The following is a 22945-nucleotide window of genomic DNA, read 5'->3' on the forward strand; positions in this document are numbered from 1 at the left end:
GGTCGCTGTGCGCGGTCGTCAAGATGAGGGCGGAGAGCGGCGCCGCCCGTCGGCGGACGCTGCAGTCAGCGAAGGAGAGGGCGACGTGTCCGCGGTAGATAGCTTGGGATCCAAAGACACCCTGACGGTCGGCTCGACCGACTACGAGGTGTTCCGCATCGACCGGGTCCCCGGTCACGAGAAGCTTCCGTTCAGCCTCAAGGTGCTGCTCGAGAACCTCCTGCGCACCGAGGACGGTGCGAATATCACCGCCGAGCACATTCGCGCCCTCGGCGAGTGGGTCCCGGAGTCGGAGCCCGACACCGAGATTCAATTCACCCCCGCCCGGGTGGTCATGCAGGACTTCACCGGTGTGCCGTGCATCGTCGACCTCGCCACGATGCGCGAGGCCGTTGCGGCCCTCGGCGGCGATGCGAACCGGATCAATCCGCTCGCTCCTGCCGAGATGGTCATCGACCACTCTGTCATCGCCGACCTCTTCGGCACCGAGGACGCACTGGAGCGCAACGTCGAGCTCGAGTACGAGCGCAACGGTGAGCGGTACCAGTTCCTCCGCTGGGGCCAGACCGCCTTCGACGACTTCAAGGTCGTCCCGCCGGGGACCGGCATCGTCCACCAGGTCAACATCGAATACCTGGCCCGCGTCACGATGACGCGCGAGGTCGGCGGCGTCGTGCGCGCCTACCCCGACACCTGCGTCGGCACCGACTCGCACACCACGATGGTCAACGGCCTGGGCGTGCTCGGCTGGGGTGTCGGCGGCATCGAGGCCGAGGCCGCGATGCTCGGCCAGCCGGTGTCGATGCTGATCCCGAAGGTCGTCGGCTTCAAGCTCGCCGGCGCTATCCCGACCGGTGTGACCGCGACGGACGTCGTGCTCACCATCACGCAGATGCTGCGCAAGCACGGCGTGGTCGGCAAGTTCGTCGAGTTCTACGGAGCCGGCGTCGCCGCGGTGCCGCTCGCGAACCGCGCGACCATCGGCAACATGAGCCCCGAATTCGGCTCGACCGCTGCCATGTTCCCCATCGACGACGTCACCCTCGATTACCTGCGCCTCACCGGCCGCAGTGACGAGCAGATCGCGCTCGTCGAGCAGTACTCCAAGCTGCAGAAGCTCTGGCACGACCCCGCGGTCGAGCCCGTGTTCAGCGAGTACCTCGAGCTCGACCTCAGCACCGTCGTCCCCTCGATCGCGGGCCCGAAGCGCCCGCAGGACAGGATCGAGCTCTCCTCCGCGAAGACGCAGTTCGAGTCGGACCTCAACAACTACGCGGACGTCTCGCACGACATCGTCGACTTGACGATCGCCGAATCGTTCCCCGCCTCCGACCCGGGCGAGCTCCAGCCGCAGGACGCCCACAGCAGCCACGAGCACACCCACCGCTCGCACGCGCCGTCCACTGCCTCCAAGCCGACCACGGTCGAGCTCGGCGAGGGCGAAAGCTTCACGATCGACCACGGTGCCGTAGCGATCGCGGCGATCACCTCGTGCACCAACACCTCGAACCCCTCGGTGATGCTCGCCGCCGGCCTGCTGGCCCGCAACGCCGCGCAAAGGGGCTTGAAAGCCAAGCCGTGGGTCAAGACCACGCTGGCCCCCGGCTCCAAAGTCGTCACCGACTACTACGAGAAGGCTGGTTTGACGCAGTCGCTCGAGGCGCTCGGGTTCTACACCGTCGGCTACGGCTGCACGACCTGTATCGGCAACTCCGGGCCGCTACTCGAGGAGATCTCCACCGCGGTCCAGGACAACGACCTCGCCGTGACCGCGGTGCTCTCCGGTAACCGCAACTTCGAGGGCCGGATCAACCCCGACGTCAAGATGAACTACCTTGCGAGCCCGCCGCTCGTGATCGCCTACGCACTCGCAGGCTCGATGAACTTCGACTTCGAGGTCGATGCGCTGGGGACCGACTCCGACGGCAACGACGTGTTCCTCAAGGACATCTGGCCCGACGCGGCCGAGGTCCAGGCGACGATCGACTCCTCGATCGATAAGTCGATGTTCGACACCCAGTACGCGGGCGTGTTCGACGGCGACGAGCGCTGGCGGGCGCTGCAGACCCCCGAGGGCTCGATCTTCGAGTGGGACGAGTCGTCGACCTACGTGCGCAAGCCCCCGTACTTCGACGGCATGACGATGGAGACGACTCCGGTCACCGACATCGCCGGTGCTCGCGTGCTCGCCAAGCTCGGCGACTCCGTCACCACCGACCACATCAGCCCCGCCGGCTCGATCAAGGCCGACAGCCCCGCTGGCCGCTACCTCGACGATCACGGCATCGACCGGAAGGACTACAACTCCTACGGCTCGCGCCGCGGCAACCACGAGGTGATGATCCGCGGGACCTTCGCGAACATCCGCCTGCGCAACCAGCTGCTCGACGGCGTGGAGGGCGGCTACACCCGCGACTTCACGAAGGCCGACGCGCCGCAGTCCTTCATCTACGACGCCTCCGAGAACTACCAGGCCGAGGGAACCCCGCTCGTGATCCTGGGCGGCAAGGAGTACGGCTCCGGTTCGTCGCGCGACTGGGCGGCCAAGGGCACGAGCCTGCTGGGCGTCAAGGCGGTCATCGTCGAAAGTTTCGAGCGGATCCACCGCTCCAATCTCATCGGCATGGGCGTTGTCCCGTTGCAGTTCCCCGTGGGTGAGAGCTGGGAGTCGCTGGGCCTGGACGGCACCGAGTCGATCAGTATCACGGGCATCGAGACGTTGAACCAGGGCGTCACCCCCAAGACGGTGCGCGTGGTCGCCGAGCCGACCGAGCACTCGGCCGAGGGCAAGCAGACCGTCGAATTCGACGCGGTCGTCCGCATCGACACTCCCGGCGAGGCCGACTACTACCGCAACGGCGGCATTCTGCAGTATGTGCTGCGCTCGCTCGTCTAAATCGGCTCCCGGACGAGTGCGCCTCCTCTAAGGGGGAGGCGCACCCGCGTTCCGGGGAGCCCGTGCGTAGACTCGGGAAACGTCCCACCCCACGATCCCACCCCCGGAAGGCGGCGCGCATGGCTGTTCTCGAGACCATCGGCGGTCCGCGCGATCTTGATCGCCTGACCGCAGCAGAGCTCGAGACGCTGGCGCAGGAGATCCGCGACTTCCTGGTGCGCGAGGTCTCGAAGACCGGCGGACACCTCGGTCCCAATCTCGGCGTCGTCGAGACCACCATCGCCATCCACCGGGTCTTCGACTCGCCCCACGACGCCATCGTCTTCGACACCGGCCACCAGTCCTACGTGCACAAGCTGCTGACCGGGCGCCAGGACTTCTCCAAGCTCCGCCAGCGGGGCGGCCTTGCCGGGTACCCGCAGCGGAGGGAGTCGCCGCACGACATCGTCGAGAGCTCGCACGCCTCCAGCTCGCTGTCCTGGGCGGATGGCATCTCGCGCGCCTTCACCATGACCGGCCAGACCGACCGCCATGTCGTCGCGGTGGTCGGCGACGGGGCCCTGACCGGCGGCATGACCTGGGAGGCGCTGAACAACATCAGCGACGACAACTCCCGAGGCCTCGTCATCGTGGTCAACGACAACGGCCGCTCCTACGCGCCGACCATCGGTGGCATGGCCCGCTTCCTCAACGGCGTCCGCACCCGGCCGACCTACCGCACGATGCACCGCGGCTCCCGCGCCGTCTCGGAGCGGCTGGGCGGTCCCGCCGCGGCCATGTACCGCGGGATGCGCGGCGGCCTGCACGGATTCCTCAGCCGCTTCATCAACAACGAGGCGCTCTACTCCAACCTCGATATCAAGTACCTGGGCCCCATCGACGGTCACGATCTGACCGCGATGGAAGAGGCTCTCCAGCAGGCGAAGGACTACGGCCAGCCGGTGATCGTGCATGCGATCACGCAGAAGGGCAAGGGTTTCGGTCCGGCCGTGCACGACCTCGCGGACCAGTTCCACGCGGTCGGCCAGATCGACCCCGAGACTGGTGAGCCGCTCAGCGCGGCCGGGGCCCGCTCGTGGACGTCCGTGTTCGCCGAGGAGATCGTCGCCCTCGCGGACGAGGACCCGACCATCGTCGGTATCACGGCCGCCATGCTGCGCCCGGTGGGTCTTGACCGTCTCGCCGAAAAGTACCCGGAGCGCGTGTTCGATGTGGGGATCGCGGAGCAGCACGCCGTCACCTCGGCCGCGGGACTAGCCTACGGTGGCCTGCATCCCGTGGTCGCCCTCTACGCGACCTTCGTGAACCGCGCCTTCGACCAAGTGCTGATGGATGTCGCGCTGCACCGGGCGGGTGTCACCTTCGTCCTCGACCGCGCCGGAGTGACGGGGCCGGACGGACCGAGCCACCACGGCATGTGGGACCTCGCAATTCTGCAGGTCGTGCCGAACATCCGCCTGGCCGCGCCACGCGACTCCGTGCGCCTGCGCGAGGAGTTGCGCGAGGCCGTCGGGATCACCGACGCGCCGACCGTCGTGCGCTTCTCCAAGGGGAGCGTCGGCGACGAGATCGATGCGGTCGAGCGCCTCGACGACGGGGTCGATGTGCTTGCGCGTGCCGAGCGGAGGGACGTGCTGCTTGTCACGGTCGGGCCGATGGCCGCGATGGGCCTCGAGGTGGCTCAGCGGCTTGCGGCGCAGGGCATCGGTGCGACGGTCGTCGACCCGCGCTGGGTCGTGCCCGTGCCCGCCAGCATCATCGAGCTCGCCCGGGAGCACCGCATCGTCGTGTCGATCGAGGACGGCGTGCGCGTCGGCGGCATCGGCACCCGGATCCGCCAGGACCTGCGCCAGGCGGGGGTGGACACCGCAGTGACCGAGCTCGGACTCCCGGACCAGTTCCTCGACCACGCGAAGCGCGAGGAGATCCTCGAGGACGTGGGCCTCACTCCGCAGAACATCGCCCGCGACGTGGTCGCGCAGGTGCTGGGCAGCAAGATCCCGGTCGCCCGTCCTCTGCCGGACGAGGTCGCTGCTCGGGACGACGCCCGCAGCGACTGACGAGGTGACTGCTTGCGGGCGCCTCTTGGACCACCGTGCCGTTTGCAGGAGACGGTGCGATTCGCAGGAGACGGTGCGATTCGCAGGGCTCCTGCGTCGGATTGGTGATTCTGCCGCCAAAGGTAGTCGCGAATGGTTCGATTTCCTGCGAATCGGACCATCCCCTGCAGATCGAACGGAGGGATGAGGAGGTTGGAGGAGCGGACAGGCGTTGGAGGAGCGCCCGAGGAGCGGACAGGCGTTGGACGGGCGCCCGAGGAGCGGAGGGGCGTCGGAGGTTCCGACGCCCCTGCGGGTCAGGCGACGCCGCGGATGGCGGGGTGGTGGAAGGTGTCTCCGAAGGCGCGCTCGCTGGCGCCGACTCGGTCGAGGTAGGGCGTGAGTCCACCCATCTGAAACGGGTAGCCGGCTCCGAGGATCACGCAGAGGTCAACGTCCTCGGCGGCGTGCACGACGTCGTCGTCCAGCATCCGCTTCACCTCGTCCGCGAGACCCGTCTCGACGCGCAGCCGCAGCTGCTCCGCCGTCATCGGCTCCGTGCCGCCCGCCACGATCGCGACCGCGCGCTTGTCGACGCCCTTCACCCGGCCCTTCGCATCGCGCTCGAAGACATGGCCGAGTTCGGCGAGACGGTGCAGGTTGGCACTCTCGAAGAAGCGGTCGGGGAACGCGGCGTGGTGCGTGTCGAGAACGTGTGCGCCGACCTTGAGGCCGACCAGCTCGAGCAGCTCGAACGGCGTCATCGGCACACCGAACGGAACGAGTGACTGCTCGACCACCTCGAACGGGGTGCCGGTGTCGACGGCGTGCATCGCCTCACCCAGGATCTTCGCCAGCACGCGGTTCACCACGAAGCCCGGGGTGTCGCGAGTGATCACGGCATTCTTCTTCAGCTTCGCGGCGGTCACCATCGCGGTCGAGAGGGTCTCGTCGTCGGTGTGCGGGGTGCGGACCACCTCGATCAACGGCATCACCGCGACCGGATTGAAGAAGTGGAAGCCGACGAGTCGCTCCGGGTGCTGCAGCCGCTCGCCGATTCGCTCGACGGAGAGCGAGGAGGTGTTGGTCGCGAGGACCGCCGTCGGCGAGACGTAGCGCTCGATGTCGGCGAACACCTCCTGCTTCACCGACAGCTCCTCGAAGACGGCCTCGATCACCCAGTCGGCGTCGGCGAAGTCGGAGCGATCGGTCGTGCCGGTGATCAGCGCGCGCAGGCGGTTGGCGTCGTCGGGGGAGACCCGGCCCTTCGCCAGCAGGGCGTCGATCTCGGCGCGGATGCCCGCGACCCCCTTGTCGACCCGCTCCTGATCGAGGTCGGTGATAACCACCGGCACCTGGAGGCGACGCAGGAAGAGCAGGGCGAACTGCGAGGCCATGAGACCCGCGCCGACCACTCCAACCTTCGTGACGGGCTTCGCGAGCGCCCTATCGGGCGCACCGGCCGGACGCTTCGCCCGCTTCTGCACCAGGTCGAACGCGTAGATGCTCGCGCGGAACTGATCTCCCGAGATCAGGTCGGCCAGCGCCTCATCCTCGGCAGCGAACCCCTCCTCGCGCGTGGTGTTCTTCGCCGCCTTCAGCAGCTCCAACGCGCGGTACGGCGAGGCGGCGACGGTGCCGATGCGCGACTCCAGCTGCCTGCGCGCGATCGAGATCGCGACATCCCACTTGACCAGGCGCTCCAGCTTGCCGGGCGCGTTCGGCCGCTCCACCGTCACGGAGCCTCCGATCACGCCGTCGGCCCAGCGGAGGGAGTCCTCGAGGAAGGTGGCCGGGGGGAAGATCGCGTCCGCGATGCCGAGATCGAACACCTCCTGGCCCTTGAGGGTGCGGTTGTTCTTCAGCGGGTTCTCGACGACCACCTTCAGAGCGTTCTCGATCCCGATCAGGTTCGGCAGCAGCCAGGCGCCGCCCCAGCCCGGGATGATGCCGAGGAAGACCTCGGGAAGACCGAGCGCGGGGATGGAGGAGTCGACAGTGCGGTAGTCGGCGTTCAGGCCGATCTCGGTGCCGCCGCCGAGCGCGAGTCCGTTGATGAAGGCGAAGGACGGCACTCCCAGCTCGGCAAGCATCCCGAGCGTGCGGTGGCCCAGGCGCGCGAGCTGGCGGCCGAGCTCGCGGCTGGGTATCGTCCCGACCTTACTGAGGTCGGCTCCCGCGGCGAGGATGAACGGCTTGCCGGTGACACCGACCGCCTGGATCTCGCCGCGCGAGGCACGCTCCTTCTGCGCGACCAGCACGTCCGCCAGCTCGAAGAGCGACGCCGGGCCGAAGGTGTTGGGGCGGGTGTGGTCACGATCGTTGTCGAGCGTGATCAGGGCGAGCGTGCGGCCGCTGGGCAGCGGCACGTCACGGACGTAGGAGTGGGTGACGACCTCGCCCTCGGCGAGGTCCACGAGGTTCTCGAATCCGTCGAGCATGGGTCAGCGTCCCTTCCGTCGTCCGCGCTTGCCGTCGAAGTGCGGGTTCTCCCAGATCACCGTGCCGCCCTGGCCAAGGCCCACGCAGAGCGCGGTCAGGCCGTAGCGCACCTCGGGGTGCGCCTCGAACTGCCGGGCGAGCTGGATCATCAGCCGCACGCCGGAGGAGGCGAGCGGATGGCCGACCGCGATCGCTCCGCCGTACTCGTTGACCCGCGGGTCGTCGTCATCGAGGCCGAAGTGGTCGAGGAAGGAGAGCACCTGCACGGCGAATGCCTCGTTGAGCTCGAACAGCCCGATGTCCTCGACACTCAGGCCCGCCTTGCGGAGTGCCTTTTCGGTCGACGGAACGGGTCCGATGCCCATGATCTCCGGCTCGACTCCCGCGTAGGCGAAGCTCACCATCCGCATCTTCGTGGACAGACCCAGCTCCTTCGCCGCCTCCGCGCTCGCCAGAAGCGACACGGTCGCGCCGTCGTTGAGTCCGGAGGAGTTGCCCGCGGTGACGCGGCCGTGCGGGCGGAAGGGGGTGCGGAGTCCCGCGAGCCCCTCCAGGGTCGTCTCGGGGCGCGGCGCTTCGTCGGCCGTCGCGAGGCCCCAGCCGGAGGCGCTGCGCGTCGCGACCGGCACCAGGTCGGGCTGGATGCTGCCGGCGGAGTACGCGGCGGCGAGCTTCTGCTGACTGCGCAGGGCGTAGTGGTCGGCGCGCTCCTTCGTCAAATGCGGGAACCGGTCGTGGATCCGCTCGGCCGTGCGGCCCATAGTGAGTGCGTCCTCGCCGACCAGGCGCTCCGAGAGGAAACGCGGGTTCGGATCGGCGCCGGAGCCCATCGGATGCCGGCCCATGTGCTCCACCCCGCCCGCCAAGACGACGTCGTAGGCGCCGAACGCGATGCCGCCAGCGGTGGCCGTGACCGAGGTCATCGCTCCGGCACACATGCGGTCGATGGCGAAGCCGGGCACCGACGTCGGCAGTCCGGCGAGCAGCGCCGCCGTTCGACCGAGGGTCAGACCCTGGTCGCCCTGCTGGGTGGTGGCGGCAATCGCCACCTCGTCGACCCGTTCTTTCGGCAGCGCACCGTTGCGCTCCAGCAGCCCGATCATCGCCTTGACGACGAGGTCGTCGGCTCGGGTCTGCCAGTACATGCCCTTCTCGCCGGCACGCCCGAACGGAGTACGGACTCCATCCACGAACACGACTTCGGATCTCTCGGCCACAATGCCTCCCAGGAACTCACGGTCGCCGTCGATCGTAGGAACCGGCACCGCGCAGCCGGAATCCTTTGCCGCTTCCTACGAAGGGGTTTCGGTGCCGTCGGTCGGCGCTTGGGCCGCTTCGACAAACGCAGTCGCGATCGAGCCCGACGTCGCCTCGACCTGCCAGGCACGGGCGCCGGCGCGGCTCAGCTCGGCGGCGACCGTCTCCGCGGTCAGCGGCTCCGGCGGGTTCCAGGCCACCCGGCGCAGCAACTCCGGAGTAAGCAGATTCTCGACCGGCAGCGAGAGCAGCTCGGCGATCTCGGTGACGACAGCGCGTCCCGCCTTCAGGCGCGCGTCGGCGGCAGGGTTGCGGTCGCCCCAGGCACGGGGCGGGGGGAGCGTGTCGGCCGCCGGGCGAGTCACGCTCGGCAGGTCCTCCGTCGTCGTCGCGCGCTCAATAGCGGCCCACCAGCGCTCAACCTCGCCGCGGCTGGCGCGGCCGGTGAAGTCGCGGCGGCCGGAGAGCTGGCCGATGCTGGTCGGGATGTTGCGGGCGACGGCGATGATCGAGGCATCGGGGATCAGACGTCCGGGGGCGATGTCGCGTTCGCGCGCGAAAGCGTCACGGGCCAGCCAGAGCTCCCGCGCCACGGCGAGGGGACGCGGCCCACGGAGAGAGTGCATGCCGGAGAGGCGGCGCCACGGGTCCGGCGGGACGACCTTGGGAGCTCGGGCGAGGGTCGCCTCGAACTCCTCGCGGGCGATGCGCGTTTTGCGCGCGGCAGTGAGCATCTCCTGCATGCGGTCGCGCAGATCGACGAGCAGCTCGACGTCCTGTGCTGCATATACGAGCCAGCTCTGCGGGAGGGGGCGAGTCGACCAATCCGCGGCCGAATGCTCCTTCGCGAGGTGGATGCCGAGCAGGTCCTCGACGACGGCGCCGAGGCCGACCCTGGCCAGACCGAGGAGCCGGGCGGCGAGCTCGGTGTCGAAGATCCGCACCGGGTCAAGGCCCACCTCGCGCAGACAGGCGAGGTCCTGGCTGGCGGCGTGCAGCACCCACTCCTCCTGCCCGATGACCGCCTGCAGGGCGTCCATCCGCCCGATGGCTGGGGGATCGAAGAGGAAGGCGCCGGCGCCGCGCCGATAGACCTGGATCAGGTAGGCGCGCTGCGAGTAGGTGAAGCCGGAGGCACGCTCGGCGTCGACAGCGACGGGGCCCTCGCCTGCGGCGAGAGCGTCGACCGCGGCGAGGAACTCGTCGGGCGTGGTGAGGACACGATATTCAGTCACGGTTGTTCCGTCGGAAGGCGAGCGAGGTCACACCGTCGCTCGATACGGGCGGGAGACCCGCGAGCATGCACAACAGTTCCCCCCACCCTTCCACGTGTGCGGCGAGGTGCGCATCATCCGGACTCCAGGAGGCGCGGATCTCGATCTGGGCACCGTCGCCCTGCGCGGCGAGTTCGCCGAAGCCGGTGGAGAGGACCTTGGTGGCTGTACCGGACGCCGCGGAGTAGACGGCACCACGCGCCTCAAGCGCGTCGATGAGCCAGGACCAGGCGACCTCGGCGAGGAAGGGGTCGGTGCCGATCTCGACCTCGAGCGGCGCCTGGGCGAAGCACACGACGCGGAAAGGTCCGCCCCACTGCTCCGGCTCGTCGCGGTCGTAGAGCAGGATGAAGCGGCCGGTGCCCAAATCGGAGTCGCGGCCGTGCGCGGCCGGCGAGACGTCGCCCGAGAGGGCGAGCGCCCACGGAGCGAGGCCGGAGGGCGAGGCGATCTCGGACACGGTCAGCTCGGCGCGCGTCGCAGCAGCGCGGATCGAGTCCGTCGCGACCCGGAACTCCTCGGGGAGCTGGGACGACGCTGAGAACTCGGGCACGAGTGCAGAATAGGGTTCCAACGCGCCAGGGACGCGGAGGCACGCCGGACGCGGCCGGTCAGCTCGGCCGGTCAGCTCGCGCGACTCCAGCGGGTGTACACGGCCCCGCAGTCGTCGGCCGCCAGCAGAACGAGCGTGTAGGCGTCGTCCACCTCGGCCGCACCGGTCGCGACCGGCAGGCCGGGGAGGACGACGCGCGGCGACGTGGTGAGGCAGAGCTCGTCAACCCGGCCGGAGGCGAGGAACTGCCCGGAGAGGGAGGCGCCGCCCTCGCAGACCACGCGGTGCAGTCCGCGCGCGGCGAGCGCGTCCAGCAGCGCGTCCACGCCGAGGCGGTCCGAGTCGGACGGGACTGCGACCACCTCGACTCCGACAGGGAGCCCTTCGATCGGGCCGCGCGACTCCGGGACCAGCAGGAGAACCCGAGAACCCTCCTCCAGTTCGAGGCGGTGCCCGACGAGATCGCCCGAGGCGGAGACCACGGCGAGCGGAACTCGCTTGGGCACTCGGTAGCCCTCGGCGCGGACACTCGCCGCTCCGACGAGGACCACGTCGGCCTGCTCGCGGATCACACCCAGGATCGTGCGGTCGACCCGATTGGTGAGGGTCTCGCTGGTGCCGTCGGCGCCGATGCTCGAGCCGGTGACGCTTGCGATCATGTTCAGCCGCACCCGCACCGTGTCGGCGGGGCGCCACGCGTCGACGACGGCCGCGCGCGCTCCCTCCTCGCCGAAAACGATCGGGGGTCCGGTGGGAACCAGCTGCCGGAGGATCATGCGGCCAGGTGCGCGCGAACCTGGCGCTTGGTGCGGCCGAGCAGCGCGGTCATCCCACGCAGGCGCAGCGGCGACACTGCCTCCGAGAGGCCGATGGTCTGCGGGAAGTCGTCCGGGACGGCGAGCACCTGCTCGGGGGTGAGCCCGGCGAGCCCCTGCGCCAGGATCGATGCGAAGCCGCGGGTCGTCGGCGCCTCGCGGGGAGCCGTCGCGTGCAAGTGCACGATGCCTCCTTCAACGTCGACGACGATGAACACGGGCGCCTGGCACTCCTCGACGCGCTCGAAGAGGTCGGGGTGGTCGCGGTAGCGCTCTGGCAGCTCGGGGAGCTCGTTCGAGAACTCGAGGAGCAGCTGCAGACGCTCCGGCTTCTCGAGGGCGAGGAACTCCTCGCGGATGGTGCGCAGAGCGTCGGGGAGCGTCGAGTCAGTCATCGGGTCCAGTGTCTCATCGGGATGCGGGGCGAAGGGCCCTCACACCGAAGGCCGAGAGGTCCGATTCGGCCCACATTGGGTCATCTCGGCGCACTCGGCCTTCGTTGTGACGCTCAGCGGGCAGCGGGGGCCTCGCCGGGCTCGGCGCCCTGCACGATCGGGACGCGCACGGCGCTGCCCCACTCCGTCCAGGAGCCGTCGTAGTTGCGGACGCCCTCGAAGCCCAGGAGGTGGGTCAGCACGAACCAGGTGTGGGCGGAGCGCTCGCCGATGCGGCAGTAGGCGATCACGGAGTCGCCGTCCTTCAAACCGGCGCCTTCGCGATAGATGCCGTTCAGCTCGTCCAGGGGCCGGAAGGTGCCGTCCTCGGCTGCGGCCCTGCCCCACGGCACGTTCTGCGCGCTCGGGATGTGGCCGGCCCGCAGAGAGCCCTCCTCCGGGTAGGCCGGCGCGGTGGTGCGCTGGCCGGTGAACTCCTCGGGGGAACGGACATCGATCAGCGGGTTGCCGAAGTGAGCGAGCACGTCGTCCTTGAACGCGCGGATCTCGGCGTCACTGCGCTCGAGCACCGGGTACTCGGCCCGCTCCGGTGAGGAGGCCTCGGTGGTCGTCGGGCGGCCCTCGGCGATCCACTTGTCGCGCCCGCCGTCCAGCAAGCGCACATCCGCGTGACCGAAAAGGGTGAAGACCCAGAGCGCGTACGCGGCCCACCAGTTGTTCTTGTCGCCGTAGATGACGACGGTGGTGTCGCGGGCGATGCCCTTGCCGCCGACGAGCGCGGCGAACGCGGCTCCGTCGATGTAGTCGCGCTGCACCGGGTCATTGAGGTCGGTGTGCCAGTCGATCTTGACCGAGCCGGGGATGTGGCCGGTCTCGTAGAGCAGGACGTCCTCGTCGGACTCGACGATGACCAGGCCGGGAGTGCCGAGGCGCTGCTCGAGCCAGTCGGCGCTGACGAGCCGCTCGGGGTGCGCGTAGGAGGCGAACTTCGGAGACGGATCGGTTTCGACGGACAAGGAGGACCTCCAGAATGGTGCGCGGAGCGCGGGCGTGATTCCACGGCGGGCTACGCTGGAGCCCGCCCTTCAGCGACAGTACGCGTCCGCGGACGACGCCGCACGGAGGGCGCCGTAAGAGTTCGACACAGAACCGCGGCGGCTCCGTGCCCGGCGCGGCCGCCGCCCGTGAGCGCACCGGCCCCCGCCCTGCGCAGGATGCGAGACGCGAGTGAGCCCCGACGACGTCCGATCGACGAGCAGCCTGACTGCGCGCTCGCCCCAGATCAGCGGGCACGAGATCGCGTCGACCCTGGTACCCCCGCGCCAGTTCGAGGGCGCCACGTTCGAGAGCTACCGCCCCGACCCCGAGTACCCCTCGCAGGCCGCAGCGGTCGAAGCGCTGCGTGCGTTCGCGGCGGGAGGCGGGTCCACGGGCGGCGGAGGCGGCTTCCTCGGCTTCGGGAGGAAGAAGGCGCCGGCGCTCAAGCCGGGCGTCTACCTCGACGGCGGCTTCGGCGTCGGCAAGACCCACCTGCTCGCGGCGATCTGGCACGCGGTGCCGGGACGCACCTCCTTCGGCACCTTCATCGAGTACACCGCGCTCGTCGGCGCCCTCGGCTACGCGGCGACCGTCTCGCTCCTCAAGGGCTCTGCGCTGCTCTGCATCGACGAGTTCGAGCTGGACGACCCGGGCGACACGATGCTGATGACGCGCTTGCTGGGCGAGCTCGTCGCCTCCGGAACCCGCATCGCGGCGACCTCGAACACTCCGCCGAACGCTCTGGGGGAGGGACGCTTCGCCGCCGCCGACTTCCTCCGCGAGATCCAGTCGATGGCCGCGCACTTCGACACGATGCGGATCGACGGCACCGACTACCGGCGCCGCGACATCGAGGGCCATGCCGTGGTGCGCACCGATGCCGAGATCGACGCGCTCGTCGCGGCCGCCCCGACCGGCTCCGTCGTCACGGACGATTCCTTCGCCGACGCGGTGCGCCATCTGGGGACAGTGCACCCCTCGCGCTACATCAAGGTAATCGACGGCGTCGACACGATCGTGCTTCGCGACGTCGCGACCCTCACCGACCAGACCGACGCGTTGCGCCTGGTGGCGTTCATCGACCGGGTCTACGACGCGCAGATCCCGGTGCTCGCCTCCGGGACGCCGCTGGACGAGGTCTTCGGCGGCGACATGCTCAGCGGCGGCTATCGGAAGAAGTACCTGCGCTCGATGTCGCGCCTGATCGCGCTGACCTCGATGGCGGCGCGCTCCTAGCTCCGGATCGGCGCATCTCCGACGAACCCGGGACCGTCATCGGTACCGATCGCCAGCGCTGCGTCACGCGCTTGTTACACGGCGGCCCCATCCGTAACCTCCGCGAAACGCGGTGCCGCACGGGACGAAACCTCTCGCGACCAGACTGTCGCTACCCGAGGTGACCCGACACCTGCGTGTCTCGAGGCCGCGCACCGACGCAGCGTCCTCGCTCCGGGCTTTTCTCTGCACATTCACGAGAGGTTCAACAATGGATCAAGGCAATACCGCGTTCCTGCTCATCGCAGCCGCGCTGGTCCTGCTCATGACCCCCGGACTCGCCTTCTTCTACGGCGGTCTGGTGCGTGCAAAGAGCGTCATCAGCATGATGATGCTCAGCTTCGGAGCTATGGGACTCATCGGAGTCCTCTGGGTCTTGTACGGCTACGCGATCGCCTTCGGCAACGGCCCGGCAGGCCCCGCGGGCACCGACACCTTCGTCGGCATCGACGGCGTCCTCGGCATCGACACCGCCCAGATCGGCCTGCAGGGCCTCTACACCGACGCGCTCGGCGAGCAGAGTGCGGCCTACCCGACGCTGGCCTTCGCTGCATTCCAGGCGACCTTCGCGATCATCACCGTCGCGCTGATCTCCGGCGCAATCGCCGACCGCGCGAAGTTCGGCGCCTGGATGGTCTTCGCCGGCGTCTGGGCGACGGTCGTCTACTTCCCGGTCGCGTCCTGGGTCTTCAACTTCACCCTCGGCGACGACGCGAGCGTCGTGGACGGCGGCTGGATCGCCTACGGCGTCGGCGCGATCGACTTCGCCGGCGGCACCGCGGTGCACATCAACGCGGGTGCGGCGGCCCTCGCCCTCGCCCTGGTGCTGGGCAAGCGGGTCAACTTCACCAAGGGTGCGCACCAGCCGCACAACCCGCCGTTCGTGCTCCTGGGCGCCGGACTGCTCTGGTTCGGTTGGTTCGGCTTCAACGCCGGCTCCGAACTCGCGGCCGACGGCATCGCGGCTATCGCGTTCCTGAATACCATCGCCGCCCCGGCCGCCGCGATCCTCGGCTGGCTCGTCGTCGAGAAGATCAAGGATGGCAAGCCCACCTCCATCGGTGCCGCCTCGGGTGCGGTCGCCGGCCTCGTCGCGATCACCCCAGCTTGCGCGAGCCTGTCTCCGTTCTGGGCGATCGTCCTCGGCGTCATCACCGGTGCGGTCTGCGCCCTGGCGATCGACCTCAAGTACCGCCTCGGCTACGACGACTCGCTCGACGTGGTCGGCGTGCACCTGGTCGGCGGTCTGATCGGAACGCTCTACATCGGCTTCTTCGGCACCGGCGTCGGCCTGTTCCTCACCGGCGACGCAAGCCAACTCGGCAAGCAGGCCCTCGCGGCCTTCACCGTCCTGGTCTACTCGTTCGTGATGACGCTCCTCATCGGCTGGATCATCCAGAAGACGATGGGCTTCCGCGTGAAGAACGAGGACGAAATCGCGGGCATCGACACGGCCATCCACGGCGAGGCGGGCTACGTCCTGGCGGACTGACTCCGCGCCCTCCTCGCCACCGGACGGGGTGCCGGCTCTTCGGAGTCGGCACCCCGTTTGCGTCTCTGCACGGGCGGCGCGTCGTGAGAGACGGGGGAGCGCTCATCCGGGCTAGGGTTCCGGGGTGCCCTTCTCGCGCTCGGTCGTGTCCCTGCTCCTCCGGCTCCTCGGTCGCGCGGGCGCTCCACGACCGGACGTCGGCCCGCGGCCGCAGCGCCCGTACCTGAGCACGACGGCGCCGACACCCGGAGCGAGCGGAGTCGGCCGCACCGTGGAGGTCGACCCGAGCCGCCTGCGCGGCGTCCGCCTGGGCTATGCGCCCACGCCGGACGGCGACCCGGATCCGGGCGAGGTCGTGTGGACCTGGGTGCCCTACGAGGAGGACGACGGCCGCGGCAAAGACCGCCCGGTACTCGTGCTGGCGGTCGAGAAGTCGGGGACGGTGCTGGCCGTGCGGCTGAGCTCGAAGGAGCACACCGGCTACCTGCCCGTCGGGATCGGCGGCTGGGATAAGGACGGGCGCCCCAGCTGGGTCGATCCTGAGCGCGTGTTTCGGGTGCATCCGGCGGGGATGCGCCGCGAGGGCGCCGCGCTGGAGCGGACGCGGTACGACGCTGTCGCCCGTGTGCTCTCGGCGCGGTACGGGTGGCGCTGAGCGCTAGGCGCTGAGCGCTAGGCGCTGAGCGCTAGGCGCTGAGCGGTGTCGCCGGGACCAGCGCGACCCTCTCCGCTGGCGGCACCTCAGGCGGGATCGACGGGGACGAAGGCGCCATACTTCGCCGCGCGACCGTCGCCGGAGGACGTGCCGGTGAGCCTCCGCCGCACCCAGGGTGCGACGTGGTGGCGGTAATACTGCACTGTGCCACGGCGCGCAGGAGCGGCAGCGGGCGAGCCCGAAAGGTCCGCGGGCGGCGTCGGCGGCGTGACGCCGAGCGAGCAAAGGACCCGGTCGGCGACCCGGCGGTGCCCGCGGTGGCCGAGGTGTAGACGATCCTCCGCCCACAGCCCCGGATCGGCGAAGGCGGGATCGTGCCAGTTGTCGGCGACGACGACATCGCTCCGGTGGTCCGTCCGGCGTCGCACCGCGTCGGTCAGCGCATCGCCGCGGCGCCGGATGAGGGAGCCGAGGGGGAGCCGCGGGGACGGATCGGGGCCGGCGAGGGCAATCAGGGTGACTCCCTCCTCGTCGCATCGTTCGAGGACGCGGAGGTAGGCGTCGGCGATCCGCTCGATGTCGGCGCGCGGACGCAGCATGTCGTTGCCGCCGCCGTTGAAGGAGAGGTGGGTCGGCCGCAGAGCGAGCGCGGGCTCGAGCTGCTCGGCGAGGATCGGTGCGATCAGACGACCGCGAATGGCGAGGTTGGCGTACTCGATCCGCTCACCGATCGCAGCGGCCCAGCCCTCGGCCGTGAGGTCCGCCCAGCCGCGTGGGGTGCCGTCCGGACGTTCGTCGCCGACGCCCTCGGTGAAGGAATCGCCGATCGCGACGTAGCGGACGGGTGTCATCGGCGGATCCCGGAGCTATGCATCGTCGCACTGTACCGCTCGGGAGCGAGGCTCAGGCGCGCGGCCTCAGGGGGGTTACTGGCGCCGAGCGGGCCGACGGCGACTCGGCAGAGGCGGTGCGGCTCGACGTCCGGGGTCGCGGGGCAGCCCGAAACCAGGCGGCGAGGGCGGAGTAGCGGCGGTGCCGGCGATGGTCGCGGTCGAGCTCGGCTGTGCCGCGGTAGCCGGAGCCGCGGGCTATCCGATCGAGGCCACCGAGCGTGACCGGGATGCTCGCCATCAAGACGTCCGCCAGCTCCAGGCGACTCTGGGCGAGATGCTCGTCGAGGCCGAGACCGTAGAAGCGCCGGAAGCGCAGCCGCAGCAGAATCACCGGAATGCGCAGCTCGGTGGCCAGCGCGGGGACGGTGAAGCGTCGATCGACGAAGCGCTCGTTGACGAGGGCGGCCGCCGCGATGGCGAGGACGTCCAGACGTCTGCGGGTGCCCGCGGGGCGGATGGTCGGGGGTGCGCAGTGGAGCAGAGGCATGTAGGGGAGACTCGCTCGGACGCCGGTCATGACGCTGTGGCGCGAGATCCGTCCGAGGTGGCGGGCTGGGCTGGCCGGCGCGCTGCGATACCCGGTCCCTCCTGCTCGACCTGTCGCTCCGGGTATGCCAGTCCTGGGCCGAGGGCTCTCCCTGGGTCTGAAAAGGCGGGATCGACGCGTCGAGCGGGTGATGAGCCGACCGGACAGGACCGCACTATCGCCGCATAAGCCGAGTCAGTCAATCCTCTTCTCCGTTCAGGACCAGGCGGAAAAAATAATGGAGCCGATTCTGACTAACTGTTCTATGCTGACACGGCTTCCCTGTTTCCGCTGAGGCGAAGGCAATCGGAATCAGTACTGTGAGCACTGCCGCTCTCTCACTGAACGCCTTCTCCTCCTCCTTCGATCGGTGTACCCAGAACGGACACGATCGGAAAGGTAGTTTCTTTCGTGACCCCTCGCGACATCGTCGTCGGCGACTCCGGCGACTCTTCCCGCACTGATTCCCGATCCGCCACCCGACCTCTCTCCTCTCTCTCGCGCCGCACAATTCTCGCCGGATCCGTCGCCGGCGCGGGCGCCCTCGCGTTCGCGACGCCCGCCCTCGCGGCCGGCGACCTCACCGCTGTGCCGCGTCTGCCGGGGGAGGTCTCGCGCCAGGCGACCGCGACCTCGAGGACCGGACGGAACCGCTACGAGATCATCGATGTCGTCGTTGCGGGAGACAGAGCCCGCCTGTTCGTGCCGCACGCGACACCCCCGTCGCAGAGCGTCGGCGCCTCGATGCTCTGGTACTACCACGCCCGCAACGGCACCCACACAGCACTGTCGAGCGCCTTCGCCTACTCGGCCGACCTCGCCGTGGATCGCGGAATCGTGAGCATCTGCCCGACCTTCGGCGGCAGCATCTGGACGAGCCCGAGGGCGATCGAGATCCAGACCGCCGTCGCCGCCTGGGCCACGGCGCTGTGGCGGATCGACGCGAGCCTGTTGCGCTCCGACTCCGGGGGCGGACCGCTGCTCGCCTGGGCGTACGGCAACCGGATGCTGCCGAACATCCGCGGCGCGTATCTCGTCAACAGCTCCTACGACATGGAGGAGAGGGCCGCGAGCGAGCCGGACAAGATCGGCCCCGAGTACGTCGATGCCGTGGCCGTCGTGGCCACGAACCCGGCGCGTCTCCCGGCGTCGGTGTGGCGCGGCGCGCGGCTGCGGATCACGGGGTCACCGGAGGACGTGGTCGTGCCGTTCGCCCTCCACGGCGCGGCTCTGCACGCCGCGGCGCTGCCGCTGGCGAAGGAGGCGACCCTGCGCTCGCACGCGGGAGAAGGCACCGGCGGCCACGCGGTACCGAGCTTCACGAATAAGGAGATGCTCGAGACCTTCCAGCGGTGGCTCGCCGAGGGGCCGGTGCCGCAGACGGAGCCGGAACCTGAGACGCCGCCCGTGTCCGCGCTGCCCGGGGCGGGTACCTACGAGAACGGCGCCGCGCAGATCGTCACGACCGGCACCTGGTCGACGTTGAAGGCCGCCGGGGACAGCGGAGGCAGCATCGCCTACTCCACCACGGCGGGCGCTTCTGCCACGCTCGCCTTCTCGGGCACCAGCGTGAGCTGGATCAGCCGGCTCACCGCATCCTCCGGCATCAACGAGGTGGAGGTGGACGGGGTGCCCGTCGCCACGGTCGACCGCTACAGCGCCACCACCCGCTCGAAGCAGACGGTATGGAGCAGCGGGCAGCTCGCCGCAGGAGCACACACACTAACGATTCGGCGCGGAAGCAGCCGCAACCCCGCCGCGAGCGGCACCACGCTGATCCTCGACGCGTTCGTCGTCGGCGACTCCGCACCCGCCCCCGTGACGAGCGTGCCCTCCCCGGTCGCCGACTGGTCCTTTGCCGAGAGCACTGCCCCCTTTACCTCGGCGGTCGCGGGGGCACCGGCGTTGCAGCAGGGCGTGGGATCCACGGCCCAGGTGGTCGCCACGCCGTTCGGGCCCGGAATTGCGATGAACGGGAAAACGGATCACCTCCTCGTGCCCAAGGGAGAGCTGGGTCCGCTCAATCTCGGCGCCTCGACGGGCCAGGTGACGATCGCGGTCTGGGTGCTCAACTCCGACCCGGACGGCGCCTGCCTCGCGGGTGTCTGGGAGGAATCGACGGTCGGCCCGCTGCGCTCTTACGCGCTGTTCAACAATCTGTCCGCGTACGGCGGCTGGGAGCGAGTGTGCATGCACGTCTCGAAGCTCGGCGGGCCCACCCCCGGCTACCCCCACTCACGCGACTATTCGGCGGAGCCCCGCCGTCTGACCCGTGGCATCTGGCAGCTGCACGTCGGCACCTACGACGGCAGCGTCGCGATCTCGTACCTCGACGGCACGGCGACCGCCTCTCCGAGCTACACCGACTCCCTCGGAGCGACCTACGCCAAGAATCCCTACGTCTACCCCGACGGATTGAACGCGACTCCGGGTGACTTCGTGGTCGGAGCGGTCGGCCGTGACGGCACGATGATCAATCGGTTCACCGGCACTCTCGCCCGGCTGAGAGTGTGGGACAGGGCATTGACTGCGGAGCAAGTGAAGCAGATCTATTCGGCCGAGAAATCCACTCTCGCCTGATGTCCCGGGGAGCGTGACACGGGCCTGATAAGAGCGAGAGTGCTCATCGGGCGATGGAAGAAAACACTTGGCGCTGTCCTCTCGGCGGTGACTCGACGCGGTCGGGAAAGGGGGTCGTCCCAGGCGGAGAGACGCCCGCGTCCACGACCGTCACCCCGAGAGACGGAGGCGACTCCAATACCTACGCGAGAAGGCGACCCGCGCAGCACCGCCCGAGTGCTGCGCGGGCCCGCCGCCGCGATCGGAGACCGCGACGCTCATACACTCGGATGATGCGACACGGCATCGTCATCCTTCCGCAGGACCCGTGGGCTCTGGCCCGCAGGAAGTGGCAGTCAGCCGAGGGATTGGGCTTTGATCACGCCTGGACCTACGACCACCTCTCCTGGCGCTCCCTCGCCGACGAACCGTGGGGCGCGAGCATCCTCACCCTCACCGCCGCCGCGCTCGTGACCGAGACCGTGCGCTTGGGCACCTTCGTCGCTTCGCCGAATTTCCGGCACCCGGTGCCCTTCGCCAAGGACATCGCCACCCTCGACGAGATCTCGGGCGGTCGGGCGATCCTCGGCGTCGGTTCGGGTGGCACCGGCTTCGACGCGCGCGTGCTCGGGCAACCGGAGTACTCGCCGCGACAGCGGCACGAGCGCTTCGCGGAATTCGTGACGGCCCTCGACACGCTGCTGCGCTTCGAGGAGCCTGGCTCGGGGGGCGTGAGTGTTGAGGGGGAATGGTTCACTGCCCGCTCGGCTCGGATGGTCGGCGAGCCCGCGCAGAGCCCGCGCGTCCCGTTCGTCCTGGCCGCGAACGGACCGAAGGGGCTGGCTCTCGTCGCCGAGCGTGGGCAGGGGTGGGTCACGACCGGACCCGGCGGCGTGTCGAGCGAGGAGTGGTGGCGGGGCGTCGCAGAACTCGGCCGCCGGCTCGACCAGGCGCTGGAGACCGTCGGACGCGACCCGCGCACCCTCGAGCGCCACCTCTCGCTCGACTCCGGAGGCGACTACTCCCTCGAGAGCGTGGCTCGCTTCGAGGACATGGCGGGTAGAGCCGCAGAGCTCGGCTTCACCGACGTGATCTCGCACTGGCCGCGGCCAGAGGGGATCTACGCCGGCGACGACGACGTCCTCTACGACGTCGCCTCGCGCTTCTGAGCAGGCCGTCATCCGAGTGTTCGATGCGCGACGAGCACCGTGCACCGGAGTGCGCGCCGGTCGAGGCGTGCTCCCGCAGCACGCGGCGGATGGCCGCACCGGGTGCGAAAGGATGAGGGCATGACGCTCCCGAACTCCCGGCAGACGACTCTCTCCCCTCAGCTGCTCGACCGCCTGACGCGGTGGTTCGACGGTGCAGCGCCCGTGGCGCCCTCCCTCAGCTGGGCCCTGTTCGACCGCGGTGGCCTCCTCGTTCAGCACGGGATCGGCGAGCACCGGCGGGACGGTGCTGCCCCGGGCCCCGACACCGTGCACCGGATCGCCTCGATGTCGAAGAGCTTCGAGGCGGCGGCCGTACTGATCCTGCGCGATCGGGGGCTGCTCGACCTCGACGATCGGGTCGGCGCTCACGTGCCGGAGTTCGCCGACCCGGTCAATGCCGCGGGCCGGACGATGCCCGTGACGATCCGGATGCTGCTCAGCAACTGCTCCGGTCTCCCGGAGGACAACGGCTGGGCCGATCACGTCATGGCGATGCCGCGCGCGGAGTTCCTCGAGCTCATCAGCCGTGGACTGACCTTTACGGAGCGGCCGGGCGAGGTGTACCAGTATTCGAACATCGGCTTCTGGCTGCTCGGCGTCGTCGTCGAAAACGTTACGGGGGAGGACTTCGTCGCGTTCGCGACGCGGACGATCCTCGAGCCCCTCGGGCTCGGGCAGACTCGTTACGACGCCGACTCCTACCCGAACGGAACGGATGTCGCGCAAGGGTTCAGCAGCTTCGACGACGGCGTGACCTGGACAGTGCGCCCCGTCACCGGCACCGGAGTCGGAGCCTGCGCGGCGAGCATGTTCAGCACGGTCGGCTACATCGCCCGGTGGAGCGCCTGGCTGTCCTCGGCCTTCGACGGCGATGACGGGCCCGCGGACGAGGACGCGGTGCTCAGCCGCGCCTCCCGCCGCGAGATGCAGCGCGGGCTGACCCCGGTGCCCGCGCTCAGCCCGCGCGCCGTGGACGGCACGCTCGACGGTTCGGCCTACGGCTTCGGGCTCGTGATCGAGCACGACGTCCGCTTCGGCAGCATCGCCCACCATTCCGGCGGGCTGCCGGGCTGGTCCTCGAACATGCGCTGGCACCTCGACTCGGGCCTCGGCGCCGTGGTGTTCGCGACCGCGAACGGCGCAAAACTCGCCTCCGCCGCGACCGGCCTGCTCCGGGCAGTCCTGGAGGATACGGCCCCGCCGGCCCGGACGATCACCCTGCACCCGTCGACGCTCGCCGCGGCCGGCGCCGTCGAGGCCGCGATCATCGACTCCGGAGACCTCACCCGCGCGCAGGCGGCGGGCAGCGGTGTCCTGTTCAGCCCCAATCTCCTGAGCGACGTGCCGGCCGAGGTGCGCGCGCGTCGCCTCGCCGCTGCGATCGCCCAGATCGGCGGGCTCGCGCAGAACCCGACCGCGCGGCCCCTGCGCGAGCGGCTGCTGTGGAGCGCCTCCGCGGCGCAGCTCGCCTTCAGCCTGCCGGGGCGCGAGGGGGAGCTCGAGTGCAGGATCGAGACGACACCGACGATTCCCGCTCTGCTCCAGCGCGTGGAGATCGTGGTGCGCGCGGACCAGGCGGCGCGGGCCCCGGTGGTGCGCTCCTACCGCCCGCGGCTCGACTGAGC

At 69.8% G+C, this 22945-nt stretch carries 17 protein-coding genes; 8 read left to right on the plus strand and 9 right to left on the minus strand.

The genetic code is table 11. The features are described 5' to 3' along the window. The first annotated feature begins 85 nt into the window (after positions 1–85). Together acnA and dxs are read left to right on the plus strand one after the other, a co-directional pair. Positions 86–2896: an aconitate hydratase AcnA gene (gene acnA / locus C5D07_RS10940; protein ID WP_104259351.1), complete on the plus strand. Its 2811-nt coding sequence runs from the start codon at positions 86–88 to the stop codon at positions 2894–2896. A 119-nt stretch (positions 2897–3015) separates the two neighbouring features. Further along, complete coding sequence (gene dxs, locus C5D07_RS10945; RefSeq protein WP_068253176.1) at positions 3016–4956, plus strand: 1-deoxy-D-xylulose-5-phosphate synthase; 1941 nt, start codon at positions 3016–3018, stop codon at positions 4954–4956. A gap of 296 nt (positions 4957–5252) precedes the next feature. Here the strand turns inward: dxs and C5D07_RS10950 are convergent, their stop codons facing one another. The 7 genes from C5D07_RS10950 to C5D07_RS10980 all read right to left on the minus strand — a co-directional run bounded on the left by C5D07_RS10950 (position 5253) and on the right by C5D07_RS10980 (position 12687). Then, positions 5253–7376 (minus strand): 3-hydroxyacyl-CoA dehydrogenase NAD-binding domain-containing protein, encoded by a 2124-nt coding sequence (locus C5D07_RS10950; protein ID WP_068253173.1) that lies wholly within the window; start codon positions 7374–7376, stop codon positions 5253–5255. A gap of 3 nt (positions 7377–7379) precedes the next feature. Then, entirely contained in the window at positions 7380–8594 is a 1215-nt protein-coding gene (locus tag C5D07_RS10955; RefSeq protein ID WP_104259406.1) for a thiolase family protein, read from the minus strand. Between the two features lie 75 nt (positions 8595–8669). After that, a complete protein-coding gene (locus C5D07_RS10960; RefSeq protein WP_068253170.1) occupies positions 8670–9869 on the minus strand; it encodes a ribonuclease D in 1200 nt (399 codons plus the stop codon). Continuing rightward, complete coding sequence (locus C5D07_RS10965) at positions 9862–10461, minus strand: DUF3000 domain-containing protein (RefSeq protein WP_068253166.1); 600 nt, start codon at positions 10459–10461, stop codon at positions 9862–9864. Before C5D07_RS10965 ends, C5D07_RS10960 begins: the two co-directional genes overlap by 8 nt. Before the next feature lie 71 nt (positions 10462–10532). Beyond that, positions 10533–11237, minus strand: a complete 705-nt coding sequence (locus C5D07_RS10970; protein ID WP_068253163.1) for a dihydrofolate reductase family protein — start codon at positions 11235–11237, stop codon at positions 10533–10535. After that, positions 11234–11671: a SufE family protein gene (locus C5D07_RS10975; RefSeq protein ID WP_068253160.1), complete on the minus strand. Its 438-nt coding sequence runs from the start codon at positions 11669–11671 to the stop codon at positions 11234–11236. The genes C5D07_RS10970 and C5D07_RS10975 overlap by 4 nt, the downstream gene beginning before the upstream one ends. A 113-nt stretch (positions 11672–11784) precedes the next feature. Beyond that, positions 11785–12687 (minus strand): sulfurtransferase, encoded by a 903-nt coding sequence (locus C5D07_RS10980; protein ID WP_068253157.1) that lies wholly within the window; start codon positions 12685–12687, stop codon positions 11785–11787. A gap of 211 nt (positions 12688–12898) precedes the next feature. On the opposite strand from C5D07_RS10980, the gene zapE reads away from it, so the two are divergent. The 3 genes from zapE (at position 12899) to C5D07_RS10995 (ending at position 16131) form a co-directional block, all read left to right on the plus strand. After that, positions 12899–13945 (plus strand): cell division protein ZapE, encoded by a 1047-nt coding sequence (zapE, locus tag C5D07_RS10985; protein ID WP_068253154.1) that lies wholly within the window; start codon positions 12899–12901, stop codon positions 13943–13945. Between the two features lie 250 nt (positions 13946–14195). After that, on the plus strand, positions 14196–15476 hold the full coding sequence (locus C5D07_RS10990) for an ammonium transporter (protein WP_068253151.1): 1281 nt from the start codon (positions 14196–14198) through the stop codon (positions 15474–15476). 124 nt (positions 15477–15600) lie between these two features. Then, the gene (locus C5D07_RS10995; RefSeq protein WP_084415871.1) at positions 15601–16131 is read left to right on the plus strand and encodes a type II toxin-antitoxin system PemK/MazF family toxin; all 531 of its coding nucleotides are present in this window, start codon (positions 15601–15603) and stop codon (positions 16129–16131) included. Positions 16132–16217: 86 nt separating this feature from the next. On the opposite strand, the gene C5D07_RS11000 is transcribed toward C5D07_RS10995, so the two are convergent. After that, entirely contained in the window at positions 16218–16982 is a 765-nt protein-coding gene (locus C5D07_RS11000) for an SGNH/GDSL hydrolase family protein (RefSeq protein WP_068253149.1), read from the minus strand. 52 nt (positions 16983–17034) lie between these two features. Beyond that, positions 17035–17511 carry a hypothetical protein gene (locus C5D07_RS11005; protein WP_146076654.1) on the minus strand — a complete coding sequence of 159 codons (477 nt, stop codon included), beginning with the start codon at positions 17509–17511 and terminating at the stop codon, positions 17035–17037. 450 nt (positions 17512–17961) lie between these two features. Between C5D07_RS11005 and C5D07_RS11010 the strand changes: the two genes are divergently transcribed. The 3 genes from C5D07_RS11010 (at position 17962) to C5D07_RS11020 (ending at position 22943) form a co-directional block, all read left to right on the plus strand. Next, positions 17962–20130: a LamG-like jellyroll fold domain-containing protein gene (locus C5D07_RS11010; RefSeq protein WP_068253143.1), complete on the plus strand. Its 2169-nt coding sequence runs from the start codon at positions 17962–17964 to the stop codon at positions 20128–20130. Positions 20131–20402: 272 nt separating this feature from the next. Then, a complete protein-coding gene (locus C5D07_RS11015; protein WP_068257246.1) occupies positions 20403–21278 on the plus strand; it encodes an LLM class flavin-dependent oxidoreductase in 876 nt (291 codons plus the stop codon). 120 nt (positions 21279–21398) lie between these two features. Next, on the plus strand, positions 21399–22943 hold the full coding sequence (locus tag C5D07_RS11020) for a serine hydrolase domain-containing protein (RefSeq protein WP_104259352.1): 1545 nt from the start codon (positions 21399–21401) through the stop codon (positions 22941–22943). Positions 22944–22945 lie beyond the last annotated feature (2 nt).

The organism is Rathayibacter tritici (assembly GCF_002932875.1).
GTDB classification, from domain to species: Bacteria; Actinomycetota; Actinomycetes; order Actinomycetales; family Microbacteriaceae; genus Rathayibacter; species Rathayibacter tritici.